This window comes from Gammaproteobacteria bacterium, from assembly GCA_021648145.1.
In the GTDB taxonomy this organism is placed as follows: domain Bacteria; phylum Pseudomonadota; class Gammaproteobacteria; order JAADGQ01; family JAADGQ01; genus S141-38.
Genome location: JAKITI010000009.1, coordinates 63399 through 76667 on the forward strand (window position 1 = coordinate 63399; position 13269 = coordinate 76667).

The 13269-nt window shown below is 41.6% G+C and carries 14 protein-coding genes; 5 read left to right on the top strand and 9 right to left on the bottom strand.

Annotated elements, in window-relative coordinates:
- Positions 1-2: 2 nt before the first annotated feature.
- Entirely contained in the window at positions 3-1547 is a 1545-nt protein-coding gene (gene murJ / locus L3J70_07365) for a murein biosynthesis integral membrane protein MurJ (GenBank protein MCF6236176.1), read from the bottom strand.
- Between the two features lie 270 nt (positions 1548-1817).
- On the opposite strand from murJ, the gene L3J70_07370 reads away from it, so the two are divergent.
- Complete coding sequence (locus L3J70_07370) at positions 1818-2006, top strand: hypothetical protein (GenBank protein ID MCF6236177.1); 189 nt, start codon at positions 1818-1820, stop codon at positions 2004-2006.
- Between the two features lie 50 nt (positions 2007-2056).
- Here the strand turns inward: L3J70_07370 and lysA are convergent, their stop codons facing one another.
- The gene (gene lysA / locus L3J70_07375; protein ID MCF6236178.1) at positions 2057-3301 is read right to left on the bottom strand and encodes a diaminopimelate decarboxylase; all 1245 of its coding nucleotides are present in this window, start codon (positions 3299-3301) and stop codon (positions 2057-2059) included.
- Between the two features lie 16 nt (positions 3302-3317).
- On the bottom strand, positions 3318-3392 hold the full coding sequence (locus L3J70_07380) for a lipoprotein (protein MCF6236179.1): 75 nt from the start codon (positions 3390-3392) through the stop codon (positions 3318-3320).
- Positions 3393-3588: 196 nt separating this feature from the next.
- Here L3J70_07380 and L3J70_07385 point away from each other — a divergent pair, with 196 nt between their 5' ends.
- Positions 3589-4887 carry a M18 family aminopeptidase gene (locus L3J70_07385; protein ID MCF6236180.1) on the top strand — a complete coding sequence of 433 codons (1299 nt, stop codon included), beginning with the start codon at positions 3589-3591 and terminating at the stop codon, positions 4885-4887.
- Positions 4888-5187: 300 nt separating this feature from the next.
- Positions 5188-6117 (top strand): L,D-transpeptidase family protein, encoded by a 930-nt coding sequence (locus L3J70_07390; protein MCF6236181.1) that lies wholly within the window; start codon positions 5188-5190, stop codon positions 6115-6117.
- 66 nt (positions 6118-6183) lie between these two features.
- On the opposite strand, the gene L3J70_07395 is transcribed toward L3J70_07390, so the two are convergent.
- From L3J70_07395 to rpmH, 6 genes are all read right to left on the bottom strand, one after another.
- Positions 6184-6522, bottom strand: a complete 339-nt coding sequence (locus L3J70_07395) for an alanine-zipper protein (protein MCF6236182.1) — start codon at positions 6520-6522, stop codon at positions 6184-6186.
- Positions 6523-6654: 132 nt separating this feature from the next.
- Positions 6655-8007, bottom strand: a complete 1353-nt coding sequence (gene mnmE / locus L3J70_07400) for a tRNA uridine-5-carboxymethylaminomethyl(34) synthesis GTPase MnmE (protein ID MCF6236183.1) — start codon at positions 8005-8007, stop codon at positions 6655-6657.
- A 47-nt stretch (positions 8008-8054) separates the two neighbouring features.
- Positions 8055-9710: a membrane protein insertase YidC gene (yidC, locus tag L3J70_07405; GenBank protein ID MCF6236184.1), complete on the bottom strand. Its 1656-nt coding sequence runs from the start codon at positions 9708-9710 to the stop codon at positions 8055-8057.
- Positions 9703-9942, bottom strand: a complete 240-nt coding sequence (gene yidD, locus L3J70_07410) for a membrane protein insertion efficiency factor YidD (GenBank protein ID MCF6236185.1) — start codon at positions 9940-9942, stop codon at positions 9703-9705. The genes yidC and yidD overlap by 8 nt, the downstream gene beginning before the upstream one ends.
- Complete coding sequence (gene rnpA / locus L3J70_07415; protein MCF6236186.1) at positions 9943-10284, bottom strand: ribonuclease P protein component; 342 nt, start codon at positions 10282-10284, stop codon at positions 9943-9945. It lies immediately after the preceding gene.
- Entirely contained in the window at positions 10281-10415 is a 135-nt protein-coding gene (rpmH, locus tag L3J70_07420; protein ID MCF6236187.1) for a 50S ribosomal protein L34, read from the bottom strand. Before rpmH ends, rnpA begins: the two co-directional genes overlap by 4 nt.
- 261 nt (positions 10416-10676) lie before the next feature.
- Between rpmH and dnaA the strand changes: the two genes are divergently transcribed.
- Together dnaA and dnaN are read left to right on the top strand one after the other, a co-directional pair.
- On the top strand, positions 10677-11999 hold the full coding sequence (dnaA, locus tag L3J70_07425; GenBank protein MCF6236188.1) for a chromosomal replication initiator protein DnaA: 1323 nt from the start codon (positions 10677-10679) through the stop codon (positions 11997-11999).
- A gap of 151 nt (positions 12000-12150) precedes the next feature.
- Positions 12151-13251: a DNA polymerase III subunit beta gene (gene dnaN, locus L3J70_07430; GenBank protein ID MCF6236189.1), complete on the top strand. Its 1101-nt coding sequence runs from the start codon at positions 12151-12153 to the stop codon at positions 13249-13251.
- Positions 13252-13269: the final 18 nt, after the last annotated feature.

Sequence of the window (13269 nt, forward strand, 5' to 3'; positions counted from 1 at the left end):
TATTAATCTTTCTGTTTCAATAGCTGTTTTGGATGGATGCCCATGAGCAATAATGCGATAAAATAAACAATCGCACCGACTGTAACCCATAAAAATAGCTGCACTGCACGTTCATACCAGCTCCATTCAAGCCACTGGCTGAGTTCGCCCGCTCCCCACCAAATAACAGTGACCATGGCCGTTGTAGCGACCATAATTTTTAGGATCAAAATCGCCCAGCCCGATTCAGGCTGATATACGCCCTCTTTACGCAAGGCACGATAAAGTAAAACAGCGTTCAAAAGCGCAGAGAGTGATGTGGCAAGCGCCAGACCCGCATGCGCTAACGGTAATACCAGTGCGAGATTCATTGCCATATTAGCCACCATGGCAATGATGCCTATTTTGACTGGAGTTGTTGTATTTTGCCGCGCATAAAATCCGGTCGCCAGCACCTTGATAGTGATAAAGCTGACTAAGCCTAAAGAGTAAGCCATCAAGCTCTCACGAGCCATTCTGACATCATAACCACTGAACTCACCATATTGAAAAAGTGTCGCGAGCATTGGCCCTGCAAGAATCGCTAAAGCTGCAGCGGCAGGCACACTGAGTATCACCACTAACCGTAATGCCCAATCCAGTGTATGAGAAAAATCTTGTGCAGATTTTTCAGCATGCTTGGTAGACAAGCTGGGTAGAATGACTGTCGCGACCGCAATGCCCAGAAGACCTAATGGAAACTCAACCAGACGATCAGAAAAATAGAGCCAACTGACGCTTCCTGCAACTAAAAAAGAGGCGATGAGTGTGTCGAGTAATAAATTGATTTGTGCCACTGATGATCCAAAAAGAGCTGGAATCATCAGTTTCATGATTCGCCCGACACCTTCATCATTTTTTTTGTAGCGAGGGCGAGGCAACAGGCGTAGGCGATATAAAAAAGGAAGTTGAAACAGCAGCTGAATCACACCACCAAAAAATACCCCCCATGCCAGCGCCATTACCGGCTGATCAAGCAGTGGCGCAAGCCATATTGCACAAGCAATAAGTGATAAATTCAAAAATACCGGTGTAAATGCAGGAGCGGCAAACTGGCCGTAGCTGTTTAATATTCCTCCGGCGAATGCAACGAGAGAAATAAAAAATATATAAGGAAATGTGATGCGTAACATATCAGTGGTGAGGCTGTATCGGTCAGGCTCATCAAGAAAGCCAGGGGCAAAGATCATCACCAATACAGGTGCAGCGATCACACCGATGAGTGTGATAAAAAACAGCACGCCACCTAATACACCGCAGACATGATTGACTAGCTGTTGCACATCCTCATGTTCACGTTGTGTTTTGTATTCACTTAATACGGGTACAAATGCCAGTGAAAATGCACCTTCAGCAAACAACCTTCGCATAAAATTGGGAATTTTAAACGCAACAAAAAATGCATCAGCGGCAATTCCTGCACCAAAAAGGCGAGCAATAATGATGTCGCGCACGAACCCCAGAATACGCGACAACATGGTCATGCTGCCAACACTGGCAATGGATTTTAACAGTGATTTTTTTTTCATAGGTTAATCGCGTGGATGGGTCAATGTAGTGTTATTTTTCTTTCTGTATGTAAAGTCACATAAAAATAGCTATGTATTAATATACATGTTTGACCGGAATTATGCCTTGATTTTGGCTAAATGGATCACCATTTTTTTCTACTGAGTGCTTCTTACTTGCAGGGTTTTAGGTGGGGTTGCTAAATTGTGACATGCGACTTAAAGCAATAGCTGTAAGTGCCGTAAAAAGAGAGGTGGTTCAGGTATTCCTTGTTATAACAGGATGGGTCAATGTTTGAAATAGAGACGTGCGCAGATATGATTTATTCCCAAGATAGTTGTGAAGTATTAGTTATGACGGAGCAAAATGAATACTTTGAGTTTATGGGGTCAGCTAATGAGTACGACGAAATAGATTTTGAAGGGCTTGGTTTTGGCCGTGCTCGAAATGTAGCATTGCCACCGATGTTCTGTTCTTGATTACATGTTCGTGCTGAGACGTGAATCTCAGCACAGCTTTCAAGATCAATCTATGGCAAAAGGTGTTCATTTTCAAAGAGCGATTCAACCGTTTCACGTTGCCGGATTAAATGAACAGCCTCGCCATCAACCATCACTTCGGCAATGCGAGTGCGAGTATTGTAATTTGAACTCATAGTAAAACCATAAGCACCGGAAGAGCGAATTGCGAGTAGATCACCTTGTTGAATATTAAGTTTCCGCTCTTTTCCCAGAAAATCTCCAGTTTCACAAATAGGCCCAACGACATCATAAAGCTTTTTTCCCCCCTCATTTTTTTGTTGTAGGGGAATAATTTCTTGCCAGGCGCTGTAGAGTGCAGGGCGCATTAAATCATTCATTGCGGCATCAACAATCGCAAAGTTTTTATGACCCTGTTTTATATATTCCACTTGGGTTAGAAGTATGCCTGCATTGCCCATAATGGCTCTTCCTGGTTCGATAATGATTTTATAGTTTTTTCCACTGATCTCTTTTGTTATTGCTGCGGCCAGCTCAGCAGGTTGCGGAGGTGTTTCATTCTGATAGGAAATGCCCAGACCGCCCCCTAAATCAAGATGCTTAATTTGAATGCCATCGGCTTTGAGTTGATCCGCAAGATGGATGACACGTTTCATAGCGTCAATAAACGGCGCAATATCGATGATCTGTGAGCCAATATGGCAGTCAATTCCAATCACATCAAGATGAGAAAGTGACTTGGCATAGCGATAGAGTGAAGGTGCTTGTTTGATATCTACACCAAACTTGTTCTCTTTCAGACCCGTTGAAATATAGGGGTGGGTTCGAGCATCGACATCGGGATTGACGCGCAGTGAAACCGGTGCGCGCTGACTCTGTTGCCTCGCAATGGTCTCAATACGCTCCAACTCTTGCCTAGATTCGACATTAAAGCAGTAAATGCCCGCTTTGAGTGCTTGCTCAATTTCATCAAAACGTTTGCCCACGCCGGAAAAAACAACTTTGGATGGGTCACCTCCAGCACGTATCACGCGCGCAAGCTCGCCACCCGAGACAACATCAAAGCCCGACCCCAGCCTTGCTAAAAGATTAAGCACAGCAATATTGGAGTTGGCTTTAGCGGCATAACAGACTAAATGATCGTGATCTTTAAATGCATCATTAAATGCATGCCAGTGGCGCTCCAGTGTGGCACGGGAATAAACATAGCAAGGCGTGCCATACGTTTCGGCAACTATTTTTAGTGCGACATTTTCAGCAAATAGCTGCCCATTTTGATAGTTGAAATGATCCATAAGTATAAGTTTTTAGTTAATTGGAGGTCGACTCTGGCGTTTCAAGTGGCAAGTAAAGATCACCTTTTTGACCGCAACCGATGAGCGTCATAGCGATCATGGTGCAAAAAACGACAAAAATTATAAAGTGACCTGTTTTCATACGAATATTAATGGGTTGATGTCGAGCCTAAAAAACGCAGTTATTATGCTATATACTTAGAAGCTTTGTAAATTGTGAATTCTAACACGCCCTGTTTACCCGTAGCTGTTTTTATAAAGATTACTTATATGATTAGAGTCCAAAAATGAAAAACACGCAGTTCAATCAGGAGTTATTGCAATTCTTAGGCGCATCCCCCACGCCATTTCATGCGGTTGAAGCAATGGCGGAGCCGCTTTTATCAGCCGGCTTTGAACGGTTGAATGAAGCGGAGCACTGGGTGCTTGTACCAGGCAGTCGTTATTTTGTAACGCGCAATGACTCTTCTATTATCGCTTTTACTATGGGGTATGGGGATGTTGCTGAGTCCGGCTTCAGAATGACGGGTGCACATACAGATAGTCCGTGCTTAAAAGTTAAACCGCAGCCTGAAATCGTGAAGTATGGTTATTATCAGTTAGGTGTTGAGGTTTACGGTGGTGTGCTGTTAAACCCGTGGTTTGATCGTGATCTTTCAATGGCTGGGCGAGTGAGCTACCTCACTGATCAAGGTGTACTGGAAAGCGCGTTGATTGATTTTAAATATCCCGTTGCAATGATTCCCAGCCTGGCGATTCATCTCGACAGGAATGCAAATAAAGAGCGTACCGTCAATCCACAAAAAGATTTGCCTCCGTTGCTATTTCTATCGGAAAAGGGAAATCAACCTGACTTCCATGATTTATTGCTTCAGCAATTATTAGAGCAGCACTCATCCATTGAGGCTGAAAAAGTACTTGATTATGAAATCAGCCTTTATGATACACAGCCCCCAGCATTGATCGGGTTTCATCAAGAATTTATTGCCAGTGCACGGCTTGATAACTTATTAAGCTGTTTTACGTTGATGAAGAGCTTGATTGAATCAGAGGCTGACCATCAGCACTTTAACTTAATGGTGTGTAGTGATCATGAAGAGGTTGGCAGTGCATCCGCTTGTGGAGCGCAAGGGCCTTTTCTGGAGTCGGTACTTTCACGTATTTGTGATACTCAAGAGTGTATGCTGAGAGCGCTGGATCGCTCGGTAATGGTTTCAGTTGATAATGCACATGCGATGCACCCTAATTTTGCAGAAAAATATGATGCCAATCATGGGCCGATACTGAATGAAGGGCCAGTCATCAAAGTAAATGCAAATCAGCGTTATGCTTCCAACAGTGAAACAGCGGCACTGTTTCGTTATCTTTGCGAGCAGCAACAGGTGCCCGTTCAGAGTTTTGTGGTGCGGAGTGATATGGGCTGTGGTTCAACGATTGGCCCGATTACCGCGAGTGGCATTGGTGTTAAAACAGTGGATGTGGGCGTACCAACATTTGCAATGCACTCTATTCGTGAATTGGCAGGCCATCGTGATGCTTTTTCGTTGCATCAGGTTTTACAAGGTTTTTATCACCTAAACGAGTGACTAGGGCGAGCCTCTGTGTATTTATAAAGTTAGAAGGCCAAAGAATAATTGGAACACAAAAAGAAGAATTACCCAATTTCTTGGAAATCATTGGTCGACTGGATAGAGTCGCATTTACTACACACAGAGGTTCTTTAGTAACCGATAATGGCCTAAAGTAAGGTCATTTAAGTGATGCAAATATCATTTTCAAACAAAAAAGCGAATAACTGTTTACCTTTTTATTGATCAGATGTTTAATGAGCTATTTAAGGAACCTCTTTTATATATAGTAAAAAGGTCATTGGTAATATAGTTCATATGAATATTTCAGTTTGGCCAACACTGCTATTACTCTTTCTTTTATCTTCTCGAAGTTTTGCTGAATCCTTTTTTCTGCCGACACCCGACAATGATGTAGTTGGTCAACTCATTGCCGTTCAATTAAGTGATTCGGACACGTTACTAGATATCGCACGTCAATATAATGTGGGTTATGTCGAAATTACCCAGGCCAATCCAGATATTGATCCATGGCAACCTGATAAAAACTCTTTTGTTGTTATACCTTCTTTATATATATTACCCAATGCGCCTAGAAAAGGTATTGTGATTAACGTGCCCGAGATGCGGCTGTATTACTATCCCAAGCCAAAAAAAGGCCAAAAACCTATGGTCATTACTTATCCAATTAGCATCGGCAAAGAGGGGCACTTAATGCCGTTAGGCCAATCAGTAATTACGGCCAAAATAGAAAACCCATCATGGACGGTTCCCCCAGACGTTCGAGCAGCATACAAAGCGGAAGGCCAGGATTTACCCCGTGTTGTTCCTCCCGGCGATAAAAACCCTCTTGGCAAATTTGCAATGCAGCTAGGGAGTAGTGCCTATTTTATTCATGGAACCAACAAGCCTCACGGCATTGGAATGCGTGTTAGTTATGGGTGTATTCGATTATATCCAGAAGATATTGCCAAATTCATCTACATGGCTCCGAGAAAAACACCCGTTACTGTCATCAATCAGCCTTTTAAGGTCGGAAAGCATCATGAAAATATATATATAGAAGCGCATCCAACCCTAGCTGAATGGGATATTCCATCACTGTTCGATAACCTGCCGTCCACCCTCAGTGCTGATAATTTAGCACTATTAGTCAACTCACCTGAAATGATTCATCAAATTATTAAACAGAAATCAGGCATTCCAATACCAATACATACAGAAAATAAAAAGGTGCTTTCCCAGTAGAGTAACTGAGTTATTTAGAGGGGAAAAAGCCTGATAACTTACATAGCCACCAGGCTTTATTCGACTTTATTTGCTCATTGATTTTTCAAACATCCGATCCGAACGGTCGATTGCTGAATTAGCCGCTTCTAGTGCACGAGCCGCTTCTGCCTTGGCTTGCTCTGCTGCATTCAGCGCTTGCTGAGCTTTGTTTTCGGCTGACATTGCTGCGTCACTTGCACCTGCAACACTACTTTGTGCACTTTGAGCTGCGCTCAATGCTTTATTAGCCGTTGATTGTGCCGCCGCTGCATCTACTTTTGCTTCATCAGCCGCAGTCAATGCTTTTGTTCCAACTGAACTACACGCACTCAACATAGCGATAGAAATCAAGCCACCAACAATAGGGATAAATTTTTTTTTCATTACATTCTCTCTAATTATTTTATTAAAATTATTTATGAAGATTTCAGACATCGTCATTGCTTAGATTACATCCATTTTCCATTCCGCTCAATATCATTTGTCAGAACCTTTAACACTATCACAAAAAAACCGTCATTTTCCAATACAAAAGCTGGAAAATATTTTTCCCAACAAATCATTTGAACTAAATTCACCTGTAATTTCGTTTAAAGCACCTTGAGCCAGCAGCAGCTCTTCAGCTAATAACTCACCCGCCTTGAACTCAAGCAATTGTATTTTTCCTCTTTGCAAACACTCATGGGCTCTCGTTAATGCATCAAGGTGACGCCTTCGAGCCATGAAGACTCCTTCACTGTTTTTCTGGAAGCCCATTATATCTAATAAATGCTGGCACAACAGATCAATACCATAGCCCTCTTTTACAGACAGTAGCAGCTCCATCCCCTGCTCACCTTTATGCAAGCGAGCCTTTTTCCCCGTCAGATCAATTTTATTTCTAACAATAAGAAGTGGTGTTTTTTCTGGAAAATTGGCATCAATAATTTCTTTCTGTAGCAAAAAATCTTCTCGATCATCCATGACGAATAAGATACAGTCTGCCTGTTTGATCTCTTCATGTGCTCGAGCAATCCCTAACAGCTCAACTGGATCATCACTTTTTCGCAGTCCAGCCGTATCAGTGATATGCAGAGGGACTCCTTCAATCGTAATTTGCTCTTTTAAAACATCCCGTGTCGTCCCTGGAATATCAGTCACAATTGCCGCGTCACGACGTGCAAGCCGATTAAGCAGACTTGATTTACCTGTATTAGGATGGCCAGCAATCACAACATTCATGCCTTCCCTGAGCAAACTTCCTTGTTTAGCTAATTGGGTCAAATTCACTAATGTATTTATGACTTCACTCAATAACCCTTCAATTTTTCCATCCGATAGAAAGTCAATCTCTTCTTCTGGAAAATCAATTGCAGACTCAACATAAATACGTAAATGAATCAGGCGCTCAACAAGTGCTTTAACCTCTTCTGAAAATTCGCCTTGAAGTGATCGAAGTGCATTTCGCGCAGCTTGAACGGAGCTGCTTGCAATAAGATCTGCAATTGCTTCCGCTTGAACAAGATCTAATTTATCATTTAAAAAGGCACGCTCTGAAAATTCGCCAGGCCTTGCAAGACGCGCACCCAGCCCAACCACGCGCTGCAACAGCATATCCATCACAACAACCCCGCCATGCGCTTGAAGCTCCAGCACATCCTCACCAGTAAAAGAGTGAGGCGCAGGAAAGTAAAGTGCAATACCTTGATCAATCGTTTCTTTGTTTAGATCATAAAAAGGCCGGTAATCTGCATGCCTGGGCTCTGGCAAATAACCTAAAACGGCTTGAGCAATATCAATAACCCGCTTGCCAGAAATACGAATAATCCCCACCCCACCACGACCTGGAGGCGTTGCTAATGCTGCAATAGTGTCAATTTCAAGAGACATTAGCGCACCTTAAAAACAGTGAAGCAACTGCTTACAGCCTAGATTACCTATGAATTATTAGGCTTAGCTTCATTCTCGATATTGCGAGTAATATACCACTGCTGACTAATGGAAATAAGGTTATTTGTAACCCAATACAGTACGAGTCCGGCAGGGAAAAATGCAAAGAAAATCGTAAAAATAAAAGGCATCATCATCATCAGTTTAGCTTGCATTGGATCCGTTGGGGCGGGATTCAATTTATGCTGAACGAACATTGATGCACCCATTAACAGCGGCAGTATAAAGTAAGGGTCTTTGCTAGACAGATCCGTTATCCACAACATGAAATCAGCTTGTCGCAACTCAACACTTTCCAGTAGCACCCAATAGAGAGCAATAAATACCGGAATTTGTAGCAACATGGGCAAACAACCACTCACTGGATTGATTTTTTCTTTTTTATACAGCTCCATGGTTGCTTTTGCCATACCCGCTCGATCATCCGCATAACGCTCTTTCAAAGTAGCCATACGTGGCTGCAGGCGACGCATATTCGCCATTGAGCGATAGCTTTTGGCCGAAAGCGGGAAAAATGCCAGCTTGATTAACAGTGTAACGACAACAATTGACCACCCCCAATTACCAACAAACTGGTGAATAAAATCCAGAAGGATAAAAAGTGGTTTAGCCAAAATTGTGAGCATTCCATAATCAACTGTTAATTCCAGACCAGGTGCCAACTCTTCCATCTTGCCCTGTAATTTAGGGCCAACAAAAAGCTCTGTTTTAAAAGTTGCTTGATCACCTGCAACAATCACTTGCTCTGGTGACACAGCCCCTAATAAATAACGATCGTAACCCAAGGATTTTGAAAAGAAGTGCTCCATATTTCCCTTCATAGGAATAATGGCAGCAACAAAATAATGCTGAATCATTGCAACCCAGCCGTTAGCTACATCACGCTTTAAATTTTGTGAAGACATATCGGAAAAATCTATTTTTTCATACTTTTCGCTGTCACTATAAATAACACCACCAGTATAGGTATAGATGAAAAAAGAGTCACTCTCTTCACCGCTTGTACGCTGCAACTGGCGGTATTGGCGACCTTTCCAACTCTCTCCAGAACCATTCACAACCGTCTGTTCCAGATCTATCACATAACTATCACGATGGAATGTATATGTTTTATAGACCTCAACTCCATCAGCACCTTGCCAACGAAGAGCCACCTTTATCTGTTCATCGCCAGGAGATAACTCATATGCACTTTTTTCAGCCCCAAAAACAGCATGATGATCAGGTGCTGCACCTTTAGAGAGTAAACCCGACTGAATAATAAAGCGTTTACTTGCTGTATCTTGTAAAAATTTAACCTTATTTTCGGGCTGTTTGGAATCAACGGGGTATTTTAATAAATTCAGTTCACGAATATCGCCCCCAGTGGTGCTTATTTTCAGATCAAAAACATCTGTTTTTACTGTAATAAACTGAGTTTGGTCATCAATCACTCCGTTGTTTGAAGGGACATCGTATGACTCTGATGATGCAGACGTTTGAGCAGTAATAGGCGCATCAGGCACATCAAGAGCCTGATTGTTGGCTGTTGCTGTCGCTGAAATTTCTGTCGCGGGAGGCTGATTTTGATCAGACCATGCATCCCATAATAAAAACAGAACAAATGCTAAAGAGATATAAAGAACAGGGCGAAGATTATCCATCGTGGGAGTGTCTTTTTAAAGGTTGAGGCACGAAATCTATTCCGCCATCATGCCATGGGTGGCAACGTGCTAACCGGCAAATCGTTAGCCATCCACCAGCAAGCACACCATGGAGCTTAATGGCTTCTTCAGCATAACTTGAGCAACTTGGATGAAAACGACAATTTTTTCCAAAAAACGGACTTATCAAGCTCTGATAACCACGTATGAAAAATATAACTGTTTTTTTCATTTATACAAGTTTTTGCCAAAGCATGCTACAAGCTTTTGCAATTTGGTCGTTGGTTTTTGTCACGAGTGAACCTTGACCTAAAACAACAAGATCAATACCACCCAATGAGCACTTATGATGGCGAAAACTCTCGCGTGCAAGTCGTTTAATACGATTACGTTTTGAAGCAAATTTAATTGAGCGTTTTGAAATTGCAAACCCTAAACGAGGGTAGCTAAGCTCATTATTTCGCCCCAAAATTAATAGGCCATTGGCTGAATAACGGCGTGCATCGTCAAAGACCCGCTGAAATTCATCAGGTCGAGTTAACCTGTATTGCCTTGTAAAGCTGTGTAAGCTCAAGCGCTCAAGCGAACTCTTCCTTTAACTCGACGCGCATTAAGAATTTTTCTGCCTGCTTTAGTGCTCATGCGCGAACGAAATCCATGGGTACGTTTACGCTTAATCACACTGGGTTGAAAAGTTCTTTTCATTTAAATTACCTGCTTTAAAATTATTTAGTTTCTTTAACTCTGTTTTCAATGCAAAATGTGCAAACGGCGAAATGTACCTATTTATGATAGGTTTTGTCAAGTCAATTCCCACAAAAAATTAAAGAAAATATCAACAGAAAGACTTGTGGATAACTTATTTCAAGACGTATAATCAAGCAAGAGCATCCTGCATAATTTAAAAATCCAGTTTAAAAAATAATTTAAGAAGAGGCAAAATTTGTGAGTTCATCTTTGTGGCAAATGTGCTTGGAGCGACTAGAAGGTGATCTGAGCGCCCAACAGTTCAATACCTGGATTCGCCCCTTGCAAGCCGTTGAAAAAAATGGAACCCTGAACCTACTGGCACCGAATCGATTTGTTATGGACTGGGTCAATGAACGTTTACTCAATGACATTGAAACAACAATCAAGAACTTGACTGGCAAGCCGCCCTTGGTCACCCTCGAAATGGGCTCAATACAAAAAAAATCGACGGTCGCTCCAACTTCAAAAGAACCAAAATTTAATCAACAAATAACGCAACGCAACGTAACCAACAACAGCACCAGCGCACTTCAAGGTAACTATACTTTTGAAAATTTTGTTGCGGGGAAGTCAAACCAGATGGCATGCGCTGCATCAAAACAAGTGGCTGAAAACCCAGGTGAAGCCTACAACCCTTTATTCATTTATGGGGGGGTTGGACTTGGGAAAACACACTTGATGCACTCTGTAGGCAATATGATGCTTACGCACAAGCCACAAGCACGTGTCGCCTATCTACACTCCGAACGCTTTGTAGCAGACATGGTAAAAGCGCTCCAGCACAACACCATCAATGAGTTCAAACGCTATTATCGAACACTTGATGCTTTACTCATTGACGATATTCAATTTTTCGCTGGCAAAGAGCGCTCACAAGAAGAATTTTTTCATACATTTAATGCACTCATGGAAGGCCAACAACAGATCATTATGACATGCGATCGCTACCCCAAAGAGATTGATGGACTTGAGGATCGCCTTAAATCTCGTTTTGGCTGGGGGCTGACTTGCTCTATTGAGCCGCCTGAGCTAGAAATCCGTGTTGCTATTTTGATGAGCAAAGCGGCCCAGGCAAATATTGAGCTTCCTGATGAAGTTGCTTTTTTTATTGCCAAACGCATCCGATCTAATATACGCGAACTTGAAGGGGCATTGAAACGTGTTGTTGCTAATTCCCGATTTACAGGGAAAGCCATTACACTTGAACTCACCAAAGAAGCATTAAAAGACCTGCTCTCCTTGCAAGACAAACTTGTCACCATTGAAAATATTCAAAAAATGGTGGCAGACTACTATAAAATGCGCGTTACAGATTTGATTTCAAAAAGAAGAACTCGTGCCATAGCTCGCCCAAGACAAGTCGCCATGAGCCTTTCAAAAGAGCTCACCAACCACAGCCTACCTGAAATAGGAGACGCTTTTGGTGGCAGGGATCATACAACTGTACTGCATGCCTGCCGAAAAATTACAGAATTACGAGAAGCGGATCGCCGGATAGGTGAGGATTATACTAATTTATTAAGAACCCTCACAACATAATATTTATATCATGTGAATAAAAAAGGGGAAGGGATAAAACCTTTTAATATAACTTTTTAATACAGACGAAAAACTCTTAACTACATGAAAAATAAAAGTATTTTGTAATTTTTACAACTAACTTTAACCGTAACAAACTAAAGAATGCATAATGAATATATTAATTAACAGAGAAGATATATTAAAACCACTGCAAACTGTGGGTGGTATTATAGAAAAAAAACAGACATTGGCTGTTCTATCTAATTTATTAATTAAAGCTGATGGCAACACATTAACCTTTGTCGGAACAGATACTGAAATTGAGATGGTTTCCGCTATTCCCTATGAAGTTGCGGAACCATTTGAAATCACACTGCCTGCTAGAAAACTTATTGATATTTGCAAAGCCTTGCCACCAAATTCTGAAATAAAATTCACAACCTCACCAAACTCACGAGTGACGATCCAGTCAGGCCGCAGTCGGTTCATACTCTCGACGCTTCCCGTCGAAGATTTTCCCAACATTGAGGCTCTGAAAGATCCAACAGAGTTTTCAATTGAACAATTTCAACTGAAAGAGCTTTTGGGAAAAACCACATTCGCAATGGGCCTGCAGGATGTTCGTTATTACCTTAATGGCCTTTTACTCGATATATCAGAAAATACCATTAAAGCGATCGCCACAGACGGACATCGGCTTGCTTTCAGTGAAATTGATTGCAATACAAACAATCAAAGCTCAAAAATTATTGTGCCTAGAAAAGGCATACTGGAGTTAGCACGTCTACTAGAAGATAACGACGAACAGATTTACATTTCAATCAGCAGCAACCACATTCAGATTAAAACAAAAAGTATGAGTTTTACTTCAAAGCTTATTGATGGGAATTATCCTGACTACAACAGAGTCATACCTAGTGATAGCGACAAAGAGGTTGTTGTTAACAGGGAGAACTTAAAACAAGCATTAGCACGGACCTCGATTTTATCCAATGAAAAATATCGTGGTGTTTGCTTGATTTTTTCAGACAACTTATTACAAATCGACACACACAACCCTGAACAAGAGGAAGCCGAAGAAGAGATTGAAATCATTTACAGCGGTGAAAATCTAAAAATTGGCTTTAATGTAACGTATCTTCTAGAAACAATATCAATTCTCACAACAGAAAGTATTCATCTTTTATTAAAAGACTCTGATAGCAGCTGCCTAATCAAAGGTGAAGGAGATCATAACTCGAAATATGTTGTCATGCCTATGCACATATAAATTGATTAAGTCGCTACT